Origin of the sequence: Photobacterium nomapromontoriensis (genome assembly GCF_050336815.1) — a bacterium.
Lineage (GTDB): Bacteria > Pseudomonadota > Gammaproteobacteria > Enterobacterales > Vibrionaceae > Photobacterium > Photobacterium nomapromontoriensis.
Genome location: NZ_JAKJSL010000017.1, coordinates 154,043 through 167,517, shown reverse-complemented (window position 1 = coordinate 167,517; position 13,475 = coordinate 154,043). Strand labels below are relative to the sequence as shown.

The following is a 13,475-nucleotide window of genomic DNA, read 5'->3' as shown; positions in this document are numbered from 1 at the left end:
ATTAAAGTCCAGAATGATTAGGGCTTGTTGAGTTTTGCTGATGGCAACCGCCGCTCATCGCATGCTCTGCTAACGCGTCAAGCAAGGGTTGGCAGTGATGGACACCAACCAGAGTGATCATTAGTAAGATCCCCATACGAAACAGTTGAGCAGGGAGAGATTGCGAGAACATAAGTACCTCAAGGCATAAAAAGAGCGGGCGATAATAGTGGAACTAAGGTCATGACTCAAATGAGCAATACTCAAAGATACTATGCGTAAAACGCATAAATACGGAGTGTTGAGTGTAATGCGCTCAGTGCGAATAGAGAGGGGGCAATTTGATCAAGAATGGCACAAGAAATGGTGATTTCAGGTATCAATAAAAGACAAAAAAGCCAGCTTCTATGAAGCTGGCTTTACAGTGATTTGAACTGGGTTAAGCCTAGCACTAGGCGAATGGGTACCAGAACAGCTGTTCCGATTGGTAACGGTTGACCAAACCAAGAGTGAGAACGATGGCAATCAATGCTAATACAGCAAAATCAGCTTTAGTCATTGGTTTTAAGCTGTACCAGGTACGCTGCTTATGGCGGCCAAAGCCGCGTAGCGTCATCGCATTAGAGATCACTTCTGCTCGGTCTAAACTTGAGAAAATCAATGGGCCTAGAATTTTGGCAACGTTCTTGATCCGAGTGAAAACCGGAGCATTTTTAGAAATATCAACGCCGCGAGCCTGTTGAGCATGCATAATATTAATAAAATCTTTGGTGACTTCCGGAAGATAGCGTAGCGTCAGACTAACCGCGTAAGCGATACGGTAGGGCACCCCGAGTTTGTTCAGACTGGCTGAAAACTCTGTTGGATGGGTCGTAAACACAAACACTAACGCAATCGGGAACATGCTGAAATATTTCAGCGTCACAGTCAGCAGATAAAACAGGGTTTCACTGGTCAGTGAGTAATTTCCCGGAAGCGATAGTAGTACGGTTTCGCTGCCCATGTACTCAGTGCCTTGCTGTGGCGCGATCATGAACATGAACAGCGCATTTAACGTCAGCACGCTGACCGTGCCCACCATAAGCGGCTTATAGAGTGCAAACGGGACTTTAGATAGGCGTAGCAGCGCGAACCCCACCAAGATTAGAACGCAAATCACTCGAATATCAAACGTGATCAGTACCATTGTTACCCAAGCCATGAAAAGAACAAACTTGGTGATACCATTTAACGCGTGAAGCGGAGAACCGGTATTCACATAACTGATACCGAATTTTATTTTATTTGTTTTCATTATTGTTCACTTGCCTCATGGTCGATGAAGCAACGGATAAAGTTGTCAATACGCTCAATGCCTAGCTTATGAGCCAGTGTATAAAGGCTGGTTACTGTGAGATTTGCTTGCTCCAGCAGGGCTGGTTGGCTGAATACCGCATTGACGGGCTCATCGGCCAATAGTTTGCTGTCAGCGATAACAATGGCACGGTCGGTGTACTCAAGTACCAAATGCATATCGTGCGAGATGATCAGGATAGTGATCCCTAGCGTTTTATTGAGTTCGCGAATGAAACTCATCATTGTGGTGTAATGATGGTAATCCTGCCCCGCAGTTGGCTCGTCTAAAATCAACAGCTGTGGCTCTAAGATCAACATTGTTGCAATGGTAACGCGTTTCTTCTGACCATAGCTCAGGGCATCAATAGGCCAGTGGCGGTAACGACCAAGCCCACATAGCTCTAGTGTCGCGAGTACTTTCGTTTCAACTTCTGCTTCTGGTACACCACGATTACGCAGGCCTGATGCCACTTCATCGAAAATCATATGGTGAGAAATCATATGATTAGGATTTTGTAAAACGATACCGATGTTTTGGCTGCGTTCAAAAATAGAATGCAGGGTCAGGTCTTCACCGTTGAAGTGAATGCTGCCGCTATCTGGTTCTAGCACCCCCATAATCAAGCGGGTGATAGTGGATTTGCCTGAGCCGTTTTTACCTAAAATTGAAACAAATTCACCTTTGTGAACGGTAAAGCTCACGTCATCCAACGTCATGCGCAGATCGTCATAGGAATAACTGAGGTTATTTACATCAAGTAATGGCTCGGCATGTACCGTACGCGGATAAGCGTCTTTCTGCTGATACCAATCCATTATTTGTGGTTTGAAAGTATCAAGGTGCATTTGTGACAAGTATGCAGGATGATCGGCTTCAGTGACGGTGCACCCTGCTGCTTTTAACGCGGAAAGGTAGAGTGGTTCACGGATCCCGTGCTGAGATAACAGTGGGCTGGCTAGTAGTTGGTCCGGCGTCATGTTCGCCACAATTTCACCACGCTCCATCATGATCACTCGATCGACATGGCAGTGCAGAACATCTTCAAGGCGGTGCTCGATAATCACTACTGTTTTGCCTGTCTCGCGATGCAGACGGTCAATGATCTCGATCGTTGATTTGCCGGTCTTGGGATCCAAGCTAGCAAGCGGTTCATCAAACAGTAAAATATCGACATCGTCGACCATTACGCCAGCCAGAGAAACACGCTGCTTCTGGCCGCCACTGAGATCAAACGGTGACAGGTGCAGCATATCATCCAGATCAAGCATTGCGGCGGTTTCTTCAACGACACGGTGCATTGCGCCGGGTGGGATCATCTGGTTTTCGAGTGCGAAGGCAATGTCTTCACCAATGCTCAGTCCGACGAATTGACCATCTGTATCTTGCAGTACGGTTCCAACCAAGTTAGTACATTGGTTTAAATCCATTTTTTGGGTGTCATTACCATTAATTGTCAGTGACCCGGTGATGTCACCTTTTACAGCAAATGGGATGAGTCCATTCAAACATTGACCAAGGGTAGACTTACCACTACCACTTGGGCCAACGATGACAACCTTTTCGCCTTTCTCGATCGTTAAATTGATGTTCTTCAGGGTGGGTTGTTCCAACGCCCAGTATTTGAACGAGAAATTAGAAAACGTAATTGTCATGCTTTAATAAGCCTCTTTCAGGTTGTAGCTTTGTTGATTGCGCTTCGCAACCGAAGTGAGAATGAAATGACCTACAATCGCGATCAATAGGGTATTACCTGCGGCGATAATCGTGAGCTGAACTAGCACTTTGGTGAAGGGTTCTGCGTAGAGAATCGCATCAAGAAATGCCGAGCAGCCGTAACCAACCACATTGCCGACGAAGGCAAGAAAGACAAATAGGCAGAAATCAAACGTTGAGAACTGGCCTTTTTCAATGCGCTGTTTGGTGAGTTTGGGGTATAGGCCAATAACGAGGCCAACGATGCCAGAGCCGATCACCCAGGTGATCCAGACTCCCCATCCTGCAAACAGGTCGGTAACCCAGTGACCGATAAAGCCAACAAGAAAGCCCACAAGTGGACCAAAAAGAACGCCGAACAAGGCCAATACAGCCATTGCAGGTTTTAACGTGGTATTTGCAAAGACAGGAATACCGAACATAGGCAAACCGCCTATTCCATACAGGGCTGCACCGATTGCGATGAGCACAACTGTCTTAGCCGAGAGATTCATGACATAACCTTTATATAGCACTTATGGGTATTTGCGTGTTACTGCCCACCGCGGGCTGTTTTGCTTTACAACAATCCATTGTAAACCCAGAACATCATTGGTTTTGTTCTGGTTGCAAATATCCATTTTGAGCAAGAACAGTTATGCCGGTAGGCACAGAGCGCGCAATAATACACGAAGCAATTAAAGAAAGGAAACCTTTACTTCTAGACGTCTAACTCTTAACCACGTCATGTTTCTTTTACTCAAGTAAGAGAACAATTGAGAAACATTGGCATGAAAATGCGAATGTATGGTTCTGTAAGAAAGATAGCTGCTTGTGTCTTTATAATTGTGCAATGTTGAGTGATAATGTAGGTAAAGGTAGTTAGTTGTAAGACACTTGTTTTATGTTGATTTTAGGATATGGCAATGAAGCAGATGATTAACGTCAGCTAACGTAACCTTGGTTTTTTGCTGGTTGGTTACGAGTAAGAAGGCCTTAGGATTAAGGGTGTTTACACGGAATAGTCAGTAAAGTGATTTTTTAACAAAAACAGCGAATTGGATGATTTGTTTATTAACAGGTGATTCCATTTGTAAATGTTGCACTCTCTGCTTTATTTTTTAGAATTTATAGTAAATACTGCTGTTCGTGGGTGCTTTATTTCGAAGCATGTAAAATATGAATCATCCCTATTTTGTCAAGCCTTAACTTGAATTGAAAACTTGCGCTGATACACAGAATCTTCATGAGTTCTGATAGGAAGTTAGGGTAAAATTGGGTACTATCAGTAGTAGCTATCCCGCCATATCGGCTGGGTGCAGAGCCAAATCATATTGGAGATACAGCTTGATTAATGTATTCCTTGTAGATGATCACGAACTGGTTCGCACAGGGATCCGACGCCTTCTAGAAGATGTCCGTGGTATAAAAGTGGTAGGGGAAGCCGACAGTGGTGAAGACGCCGTAAAGTGGTGCCGTAATGAACATGCGGACATCATCCTTATGGACATGAATATGCCGGGTATCGGTGGCCTTGAAGCGACACGTAAGATTCTACGCTTTAGTCCAGATGTGAAGATTATTGTTCTGACCATTCATACCGAAAACCCGTTCCCAACAAAAGTTATGCAAGCAGGTGCTGCTGGTTATTTAACTAAAGGTGCGGGGCCTGATGAAATGATGAACGCTATTCGAATGGTTCATAGTGGACAACGCTATATTTCACCTGAGATCGCACAGCAGATGGCATTGAGCCAGTTTGCACCTAATTCTGAAAACCCATTTAGAGATCTCTCTGAACGTGAATTACAGATTATGATGATGATCACTAAAGGTCAGAAGGTTACCGATATTTCGGAGCAATTAAGTCTGAGTCCTAAAACGGTGAACAGCTATCGTTATCGTCTTTTTAATAAGTTAGATATCAGTGGTGATGTCGAACTGACTCATCTTGCAATCCGCCACGGAATGTTAGACGCAGAGACGTTGTAGTGTCAGAGTTGTTTGACGCAAAAAGTTTTCTAAAAACAGTGACTCACCAGCCAGGCGTCTACCGGATGTATGACGTGGCTGGTGAGGTTATCTATGTTGGTAAGGCGAAAGATCTTAAAAAACGCCTTGCCAGCTATTTCCGCATGAATGTCGTTGGTGAGAAAACCCGAGCTTTGGTGAAAAATATAGCCAAAGTGGATGTGACAGTTACCCACACTGAAACAGAAGCGCTCATCCTCGAACACAACTACATCAAGTTGTATCTGCCAAAGTACAATGTGTTGTTGCGTGATGATAAATCCTATCCTTATATATTCCTGAGTAATGCTAACCATCCTCGTTTAAGTCTTCATCGTGGTGCTAAAAAACGGAAAGGCGAATACTTTGGCCCTTATCCTGATGGTGGCGCGGTTAGAGAAAGCTTGCATTTACTCCAGAAAATATTCCCTATTCGCCAGTGTGAAGACTCTGTCTATGCTAATCGTAGTCGTCCGTGTCTGATGTACCAGATTGGTCGTTGTCTTGGTCCTTGTGTCAAAGGCCTGGTGACGGATGCCGACTACCAAGAGCAGGTAAGCTATGTCCGTTTATTCTTAAAAGGCAAAGACAGGGCCGTGATCAGTTCACTGGTCGAAAAGATGGAGCAGGCTAGCCAGCAATTGGCCTTTGAGAAAGCCGCAGCGTATCGAGATCAGATCCAAGCCTTACGACGGGTGCAAGAGCAACAATTTGTCAGTCATGACAGTGATGATGACTTGGATGTGGTTGGTATTGCACACGACAATGGCATGGCATGTATTCATGCACTCTATATTCGTCAGGGTAAGATCTTGGGTAGCCGCAGTTATTTCCCTCGAATGCCTGTTGATGCTGACTTAACCGAAGTCTTATCAAGTTTTGTGACTCAGTTCTACCTTAACCAAGCTGAAGGGCGGGTGATCCCCTCTGAAATTGTATTAGGGGAGTCGTTAGGCGAAGAGCAAGACGTGATTGCTGAAACTCTGTCAGAACTAGCCGGTCGTAAGATCAGCATAAAAGTGAATACTCGGGGCAACAAAGCTAAATTCCAGCGATTGGCACAAACCAATGCCCGCACCGCATTGGTCAGTAAGCTAAACCACAAGATGACGATACACCAGCGTTTTACTGCGTTGCGTGAAGCACTACACTTGAACACCCTAACTCGAATGGAGTGTTTTGATATTAGCCACACGATGGGGGAGAAAACGGTCGCATCTTGTGTGGTGTTCAATCAGGATGGACCATTGAAGCAAGAATATCGGCGGTATAACATCACCGGTATTACGGGAGGGGATGATTATGCTGCTATGGCGCAAGTACTTGAGCGTAGATACCGTTCTCAAATCGACCCAGACAAAATTCCTGATATTATTTTTATTGATGGGGGTAGAGGTCAGCTCTCAAGAGCGTATGATGTAGTACATCCGTTGATGGCTGAATGGCCAAAGCGGTCGATACTCATCGGGGTTGCCAAAGGAACGACACGCAAACCTGGTTTAGAAACCCTGATAATGACAACTGGTGAAGAATTTTCGATGCCTTCTGACTCACCCGCTTTGCACTTGATCCAGCATATTCGGGATGAGAGCCACAATCACGCAATTAGTGGCCATCGTGCGCAGCGGGCAAAGGTAAGAAAGCGCAGTGCATTGGAAGATGTCGAAGGTGTAGGTCCGAAACGTCGACAGGCGTTGCTTAAATTTATGGGTGGTTTACAAGAACTGAAAAAAGCAAGTAGAGAAGAAATCGCCAAAGTGCCCGGTATCAGTAAGGCGTTGGCTGATAAAATTTATGACGCGCTGCAACACTAGCTGTGTAGCCAGACAAAAATTCAAACAAAGAATTATTATTTATGCGTTTATCAATTCCGAATATCTTAAGTTTCATACGGCTATTGCTCATCCCATTCTTCGTAATTGCCTTTTATTTGCCGTATAGCTGGTCACCCTTTGCTGCCGCGTTGATCTTCTTTATTGCAGGTGCTACCGACTGGTTCGATGGTTACCTTGCGCGAAAACTTAACCAGACAACCCGTTTTGGTGCCTTCATTGATCCCGTTGCCGACAAGGTATTGGTAGCAACGGCCATGGTAATGGTTGTTGAACATTATCATTCGGTTTGGATCACGATTCCTGCTATTACCATGATTGGTCGTGAAATTATTATTTCCGCGCTACGTGAGTGGATGGCTGAGCTGGGTAAACGCTCCAGTGTCGGGGTTTCTTGGGTGGGTAAAGTGAAAACGGCCGCTCAGATGCTAGCGTTGTTACTGTTATTGTGGCACCCGATGGAATGGGTGACTGTTATTGGCTATATTGCGCTCTATGTCGCGATGATCTTGACCTATTGGTCAATGTATATCTACCTGCGTGCTGCGAAAGATGACCTGTTTCATGCTGATCACATGTAGATTGCGATAACTTGGCTCGATAGAAAAAGCGGCGCATTTTAAATGCGCCGCTTTTTTTATCACTGGTTGAGTGAAGGTGATGTGTGATAATCGCCCGGTAAGAACGCGTGTTGATCAGGGTGTTTGGTTTTTAACCGGTTGAATCAAAAAACTAAATTTTAGTATTGACGAAAATTTAGAATCCGTTAAAGTACATCTCGTTCTCACGGCAAAGGTCGTTGAGGATATGTGTGCCCTGGTGGTGAAATTGGTAGACACAAGGGATTTAAAATCCCTCGACGTTCGCGTTGTGCCGGTTCAAGTCCGGCCCGGGGCACCATTTAAAATGCGACACTAGCTCAGTTGGTAGAGCGCAACCTTGCCAAGGTTGAGGTCACGAGTTCGAACCTCGTGTGTCGCTCCAAAAAAGGCGCGTTGGCAGAGTGGCTATGCAGCGGATTGCAAATCCGTGTACCTCGGTTCGACTCCGGGACGCGCCTCCATTCTCTTATCATTAGCTTTATGCCTTATTGATAATGAGAAATAAAATCACCAGCTACGGCTGGTTTTTTTATGCCTGAAATTTGAGATGATCGTGAATTGTTGATGTCGCGTTATGGCGATTCAAGCTCAGACTGGGATATCCTAAATGAGGCACTGCCTCAGTAGGTAGAGCGCGACAATCATGAAAATACCATCATGCCAAGGTTGTGAGGTTACGCCTAGCTCCTCGAGGCGCCTCCATTCTTTTATCATTAGGTTTATAACTTATTGATAATGAAAAATAAAATTACCTGTAGTGGTCAACTGAAATTGGCCACGGTTTTAGAGTTTTCCCAGTACAACCGCTCTGATTCATTGGGCGTAAGGCCACCGTTATATTGATGCGGCCTGAGTTGGCTGTAGTATCCAATAATATATCGAATGATCTGTTGCTGAGCCTCGACAAAACTACGATAACCCACCGGAGGTATCCATTCTGTCTTCAAACTTCTAAAGAAGCACTCCATGGGTGCATTATTCCAACAATTTCCTCGTCGAGATAAGCTTTGTTTTATTTGATAACGCCACAGTAATTGCCGATATCAGCTTTTGGATTTTCGGTTGATATTAATCTATTTTCGCTAGGGTTTAATTGTGAAGCTGGTTATGTTAAACAAGCAGTATGGGGAAATGGTAAATTTACGTATACAAAAGGTTTTTATATATCATATTCTAAAAATTATTTTGATTTTGATTTTGATTTTGATTTCAGTGCTGATGTGGGAGTTTATAATTTACAAAATCTCAATTGTTTTTTTCCCTGAGACAGAGATCGCATTAGGAAATAATTTTCTCACTGGAATCGTGACGAACCCTCAAGTCGATAACATGTTAACGAGCCCTAGTGATCATCTGTATGGTATGGTATGGAAGGTGGGATGTCACTGTTTCCATATGGCTGATACATTTACCGCTTCCACGAGATTTACATGGACGAGTAATAATCTGTATGATTAAAATTAAAAAATTATCCTCAACAACTGCATATTGGTTAATAAAAATTGCAATTTTTTTGGGTATAAGTGCTGTGGCTATTGTTAATGTTGTTTGGTTTTTAAGTTACATGTTTAGTGATGATTTGAATTTTAAGTTAATGTTTGAGAAGGATTTATTAACATTTATACTTGGTGACGTTCTATATTTTACCCTAATAGTATTTTGGCTTAAGGTGTTGGCTCGTTTATCAAGCGTATCAATATACTCTGATTATATTGATATAGATGGAGACAAATTTCCATTAATCATGGTGAGTGAAATACGCGAAATTTCACTGTCTACCGTGTTCATATGTAAGTTCAGTATTAATGATAAATCATATTATTTCTTACCCTACTCTTGTAAAGGGCATCCGTTGTCTGCATGGTTCAAATATAGTTGTAACTTGAAGCATAAAAACATAATTGAATTTAAGGAGATTGTTGACAGAAAGCGCAGTGCGGAAAAATAATAAATTGACACCCACATTTTGTTTATGGATTTGTAACTGGTATAAAAACGACAGAAACTGTCAATGTGACTGTTGTGAAAACCATTACTCGGACATATGATGTATATAGTCAGAAAACCAAATATTTTCCTTCAACAAATGAGACTTACAGAATGGGAGAAATAGTAAAAACTGGCCGAAAAATCTCATATACTACTACGTTTGAACGTTATAGAACGAAGATGAACGTACGTGAATTATGATTTAAGCCAAATGTTATTAATGCGCTTATATCACCTCCATCAAAATATCAAAGTGTAATATCAAAATGGTGAAAATTATTCTATTAGCATTGTTTTTGTTGTGCCCATATTCATATGCTGAAAGTATGTTTCTTAAACAAGAAAAACTCTTAGAGGTGTTTGATTGTCAGAATACCAGCAAAATAATTTTTTTGAATGGGCTGAGTTTTATTTAAAGTATAATTTATATATATTTAATTTTATGGTTGAAGTTACTGATAAGAACCTCAATGGAATGACGATTGAAAATTATGTTTATAACACTATGGGGCCTCTATTAGCAACGTTCACCCTAGATCAGCTAGATTTTATGGGGTAGAGCCAATTATGAGGAAACTGATTGACGAAAGTAAATATAATGCATCAAATATTATTTTTGGTATGACGAGAAAATATAATGGTAATACTTATGCGAGTTATGTAAGAGTAAGTAATAATGGCCTGATTACTTTGAATTCGAATGTTGAAAGATCAAACGTAAAACCTGTCAAATTGCTTACTAATGCTTGTGATACGATTAAAAACGTCTTCGGAGAGTTAACAGATGAGCAATTATATGAATACTGTGATTTTGGTATAATTAAATGATTAAATATATAGAAATCAGGTCGTTTGAATTTTGGATAATGGCTTGAGATGCGAAAAAAATTCATTGAAGAAAAAGGGAATTGGAAAAAATATTGATGGGTCATCATCAGCTAAGCCGCCTGAGATATCAGAAAAAAATAGGTCGTTCAAAGTCTTTAGTTCGTGGTGAGGCGGCAGATTTAAATGGTATATCTCGTAGGATAAATGATCTAGATGGACATGAGATTGACTGTGATTTTGAGTGTATGTCAAGTTTCAGACAGGAGGCCAAGAAATTATCACAAAGTCAATCGCTTACTTATAATCAGCGTAAGTATTATATTGCAAAGCAGACGCTATATTCAGAACAGTTAGGTGAGTTAGCTGCTGAAGGATACATGAAAAAACAGTATCCTGGAGCGACACGTTTAAAGAGTGATTATCCTGATTCAGGCATGAAGAAAAATCAGTTTGATCAGATCTGGCAAACTGCAGACGGTAAGCTTATTATAGTTGAAGCAAAAGGTGGTACCGCTACATTAGGAACTCGTACGGTAACTAGTATCAATAAGCGAGCCGAGCAAGGAACACCTGAGTATAAAGATAGTATTATTGATGCAATGGAAGATTGGTATTTACGTAATCGCAAAAAAAAAGATAGTGAGGGAATGCGAAAATTTATGCAGACACTAGACTTACTGCAAAAAATAGTAATAATTTGGATTACATAGTAGTTAGACAACCTGTAAGACAAAGTACTGGGCAAGTTGCTGATAGAATCATTATAGAAAAATACAATATAAACCGAGGTAAATCGTGATTAAATTTAAACACCATATTCATGATGTTCCTTCAGAACCTATGGCTTGGATGGAGGAAGATTATGATCGTCATCATACATTTTCAAAATCAGATATTGAAAAGTTTCACTTAGGATTATCGACAGTTATTGAAAAATCATTATTGCATAAATTATTTGTTAGGGGGTGTTTATTGAACAAACCAAAGCGGCAGATAATTCGTCACTTATATGATTATCTTCAAGCTATTATGATAGAATTGCAGCCTTATATTAACAAAAGAAGTAATGATGCTGTGTTTTTTCGTGACAAAACAGTGTTGAATAAATCCACCGTATTACATAAGCTCTATTTTTCAACATGGGCTCAGGCTTTTTATACTACACTAATATTACGTGATCCTTTTGATCAATTAAAATATCTAATCTCAATTGATGAAAGTTGTTTTGTAGTGAATGTTAATGCTGGCGAGAATGATATTGATCTTGTTTTATACCGTCTTTTCCAAGGTTTTTTCGGCCAAGGCAAAAAAGAGTTAAGAACACTCATTGGCGATGTGATTGAGTTTTCTGCACCTGAGTTTGTGGGTGACGACGAAGCGCAGGATTTTGTTAATTATCTCTACCTACCGCTAGCTGAAATGTTGGTATACACCCACTCTAATGATCGTGTGATAAAGTACCCACAAAAACTGTTGTTTGCGCTAGAGTCTCATCGTTCTTATTACACGGAGATTACTGGTGATGAAAATAAGGTTTGTAGTATATGGGGCTGGTTATCATTAGGTATTACAGCACTTGCAGCACATGCATATGATGTTTTTGGTTTAGAATCTGACGTTGATACTGAATATATGCCGCTGTGGTTGGTGAAAGGAGAGTTTCCATCTTACAATGAAGCGTTCCCTGAATTAATAAGTAATGATCAACCGCAATATAAAGATTTTATGTTCACTTCATCATGTGCTGATATGGTTAACTGGTCAGAGATTATTAACGCAACAATTAAATGGGCAAATGAAGAGCCAAACCTACCACCAGTTTGCGATGTAATTGGCCGAGATATACCTTTTAATCATGTTGATAAAAATATCAGAGGTGAAATCTTTATCGATGTATTGGGCAATAATCCATCTGAATTGAAATTATATTCATTGGAGCCTAGTCTCATCGAAAATCCAGAAAAATGGTTAAAAGACATGGAAGTGAAATGGCATGAGCATATTAATATCTATCTTGCTGATGCTGATATAACTACGTCTTTTATGGATAATTAGTTAACTTATACGTGTTAACTTATTTTTAGCTTAAGATAAAAAAGCCCCTCATCAGTTGATTTCTAATCATTCGAGGAGCTTTGAATTCAGTATCAATAAACTGCGATATTACAGCAGGATGATATTGTTGGCTTCACATTCTTCAATCATTTGATCTGGCCAGATAGAAGATTGGACTTCGCCAATGTGTGCCTTTTGTAGGAAGAACATACAAATGCGAGACTGACCAATACCCCCACCAATGGTATAAGGCAGTGATTTATTCAGTACCGCGCTATGGAAGGGGAGAGAGGCACGATCTTCACAGCCAGCAATGTTCAACTGCGCTTTCAGGCTCTCTTCACAGACGCGAATACCCATGGAAGACAGCTCAAGGCCGCTGCCTAGTACTGGGTTCCAGAACAATAAGTCACCATTGAGGTTCCAGTCATCATAATCCGGTGCTCGGCCATCGTGTTTTTCACCGTTTGACAGGGTATGGCCGATATTACGAATAAAGACTGCACCGTACTCTTCACAGATGGCGTTCTCACGTTCTTTCGGCGTCAGTTCAGGGTATTTGTCCAGCAGTTCCTGTGAGGTTACAAACGTAACCTGAGCAGGCAGACGTTTTTGCAGCACAGGATACTCTTGGTAGATGTAGTTTTCTGTTTTCAAAAAGGCATTATAGATTTTTTCAACCGTGGCGCGTAGGTAGTCCTCATGTCGCATAGACTTATCGAGTACTTTTTCCCAATCCCACTGGTCGACATAAATCGAGTGGATATTGTCGAACTCTTCATCACGACGAATAGCGTTCATATCAGTGTATAAGCCTTCGTCGATTTGGAAACCATAGCGTCCCAGCGCCATACGCTTCCATTTAGCCAATGAATGTACTACTTCGACATTGGCGCCATTGTCATCCAGTAGATCGAAGCTCACCGGGCGCTCGGTGCCATTAAGGTTATCGTTTAAGCCAGTTTCCGGTTTAACGAACAGTGGTGCTGAAACGCGAGTCAGGTACAACTCGTAAGCCAATGCATTTTCAAAGTAGTCTTTCAGCTTTTTGATGGCGACTTCGGTATCGCGCAGTCCCAGGAGTGGTTGATAGTTGTCTGGTACTTGCAGTTTCATGAAATATCCTTTTTTCCATAATTTATCAAAAGCATT

Annotated in this window: 12 protein-coding genes, 3 tRNA genes and 1 pseudogene; 10 read left to right on the top strand and 6 right to left on the bottom strand. The window is 41.6% G+C overall.

Going from position 1 to position 13,475, the window contains the following annotated elements:
* Position 1: 1 nt before the first annotated feature.
* The 4 genes from L4D12_RS03895 to L4D12_RS03880 form a co-directional block, all read right to left on the bottom strand.
* Positions 2–172 (bottom strand): hypothetical protein, encoded by a 171-nt coding sequence (locus tag L4D12_RS03895; protein WP_428446506.1) that lies wholly within the window; start codon positions 170–172, stop codon positions 2–4.
* Positions 173–430: 258 nt separating this feature from the next.
* Positions 431–1,273, bottom strand: a complete 843-nt coding sequence (locus L4D12_RS03890; RefSeq protein ID WP_428446505.1) for an energy-coupling factor transporter transmembrane component T family protein — start codon at positions 1,271–1,273, stop codon at positions 431–433.
* On the bottom strand, positions 1,273–2,967 hold the full coding sequence (locus tag L4D12_RS03885; protein ID WP_428446504.1) for an ABC transporter ATP-binding protein: 1,695 nt from the start codon (positions 2,965–2,967) through the stop codon (positions 1,273–1,275). Before L4D12_RS03885 ends, L4D12_RS03890 begins: the two co-directional genes overlap by 1 nt.
* Before the next feature lie 3 nt (positions 2,968–2,970).
* Positions 2,971–3,522: an ECF-type riboflavin transporter substrate-binding protein gene (locus L4D12_RS03880; protein WP_428446503.1), complete on the bottom strand. Its 552-nt coding sequence runs from the start codon at positions 3,520–3,522 to the stop codon at positions 2,971–2,973.
* 832 nt (positions 3,523–4,354) lie between these two features.
* Here L4D12_RS03880 and uvrY point away from each other — a divergent pair.
* The 6 genes from uvrY (at position 4,355) to L4D12_RS03850 (ending at position 7,912) form a co-directional block, all read left to right on the top strand.
* Positions 4,355–4,999 carry a UvrY/SirA/GacA family response regulator transcription factor gene (gene uvrY / locus L4D12_RS03875; protein WP_428446502.1) on the top strand — a complete coding sequence of 215 codons (645 nt, stop codon included), beginning with the start codon at positions 4,355–4,357 and terminating at the stop codon, positions 4,997–4,999.
* The gene (gene uvrC, locus L4D12_RS03870; protein WP_428446501.1) at positions 4,999–6,831 is read left to right on the top strand and encodes an excinuclease ABC subunit UvrC; all 1,833 of its coding nucleotides are present in this window, start codon (positions 4,999–5,001) and stop codon (positions 6,829–6,831) included. Before uvrY ends, uvrC begins: the two co-directional genes overlap by 1 nt.
* A gap of 41 nt (positions 6,832–6,872) precedes the next feature.
* Positions 6,873–7,430, top strand: coding sequence for a CDP-diacylglycerol--glycerol-3-phosphate 3-phosphatidyltransferase (gene pgsA, locus L4D12_RS03865; protein ID WP_428446500.1), 558 nt, complete (start codon positions 6,873–6,875; stop codon positions 7,428–7,430).
* A gap of 232 nt (positions 7,431–7,662) precedes the next feature.
* Positions 7,663–7,749 (top strand) — tRNA-Leu (locus L4D12_RS03860).
* 8 nt (positions 7,750–7,757) lie between these two features.
* Positions 7,758–7,833: transfer RNA gene (locus tag L4D12_RS03855), tRNA-Gly, on the top strand.
* A gap of 5 nt (positions 7,834–7,838) precedes the next feature.
* A tRNA-Cys gene (locus L4D12_RS03850) sits at positions 7,839–7,912 on the top strand.
* A 300-nt stretch (positions 7,913–8,212) separates the two neighbouring features.
* On the opposite strand, the pseudogene L4D12_RS03845 reads toward L4D12_RS03850, so the two are convergent.
* Positions 8,213–8,494, bottom strand: a pseudogene (locus tag L4D12_RS03845) (integrase core domain-containing protein); the annotation flags it as partial.
* Positions 8,495–8,901: 407 nt separating this feature from the next.
* On the opposite strand from L4D12_RS03845, the gene L4D12_RS03840 reads away from it, so the two are divergent.
* The 4 genes from L4D12_RS03840 (at position 8,902) to L4D12_RS03825 (ending at position 12,323) form a co-directional block, all read left to right on the top strand.
* Positions 8,902–9,399 carry a hypothetical protein gene (locus L4D12_RS03840; protein WP_428446499.1) on the top strand — a complete coding sequence of 166 codons (498 nt, stop codon included), beginning with the start codon at positions 8,902–8,904 and terminating at the stop codon, positions 9,397–9,399.
* Between the two features lie 608 nt (positions 9,400–10,007).
* Positions 10,008–10,268, top strand: coding sequence for a hypothetical protein (locus L4D12_RS03835; protein ID WP_428446498.1), 261 nt, complete (start codon positions 10,008–10,010; stop codon positions 10,266–10,268).
* A gap of 95 nt (positions 10,269–10,363) precedes the next feature.
* The gene (locus L4D12_RS03830; RefSeq protein ID WP_428446497.1) at positions 10,364–10,978 is read left to right on the top strand and encodes a hypothetical protein; all 615 of its coding nucleotides are present in this window, start codon (positions 10,364–10,366) and stop codon (positions 10,976–10,978) included.
* An 85-nt stretch (positions 10,979–11,063) separates the two neighbouring features.
* Positions 11,064–12,323, top strand: coding sequence for an Imm49 family immunity protein (locus L4D12_RS03825; RefSeq protein WP_428446496.1), 1,260 nt, complete (start codon positions 11,064–11,066; stop codon positions 12,321–12,323).
* Between the two features lie 108 nt (positions 12,324–12,431).
* Here the strand turns inward: L4D12_RS03825 and asnA are convergent, their stop codons facing one another.
* The gene (gene asnA, locus L4D12_RS03820; protein WP_428446495.1) at positions 12,432–13,439 is read right to left on the bottom strand and encodes an aspartate--ammonia ligase; all 1,008 of its coding nucleotides are present in this window, start codon (positions 13,437–13,439) and stop codon (positions 12,432–12,434) included.
* Between the last annotated feature and the right edge of the window lie 36 nt (positions 13,440–13,475).

Excerpts from the sequence above, each read along its gene's own strand:
- L4D12_RS03895 (WP_428446506.1), bottom strand. The coding sequence starts at position 172 with ATGTTCTCGCAATCTCTCCCTGCTCAACTGTTTCGTATGGGGATCTTA.
- L4D12_RS03890 (WP_428446505.1), bottom strand. The coding sequence starts at position 1,273 with ATGAAAACAAATAAAATAAAATTCGGTATCAGTTATGTGAATACCGGT.
- L4D12_RS03885 (WP_428446504.1), bottom strand. The coding sequence starts at position 2,967 with ATGACAATTACGTTTTCTAATTTCTCGTTCAAATACTGGGCGTTGGAA.
- L4D12_RS03880 (WP_428446503.1), bottom strand. The coding sequence starts at position 3,522 with ATGAATCTCTCGGCTAAGACAGTTGTGCTCATCGCAATCGGTGCAGCC.
- pgsA (WP_428446500.1), top strand. The coding sequence starts at position 6,873 with ATGCGTTTATCAATTCCGAATATCTTAAGTTTCATACGGCTATTGCTC.
- L4D12_RS03840 (WP_428446499.1), top strand. The coding sequence starts at position 8,902 with ATGATTAAAATTAAAAAATTATCCTCAACAACTGCATATTGGTTAATA.
- L4D12_RS03835 (WP_428446498.1), top strand. The coding sequence starts at position 10,008 with ATGAGGAAACTGATTGACGAAAGTAAATATAATGCATCAAATATTATT.
- L4D12_RS03830 (WP_428446497.1), top strand. The coding sequence starts at position 10,364 with ATGGGTCATCATCAGCTAAGCCGCCTGAGATATCAGAAAAAAATAGGT.
- asnA (WP_428446495.1), bottom strand. The coding sequence starts at position 13,439 with ATGAAACTGCAAGTACCAGACAACTATCAACCACTCCTGGGACTGCGC.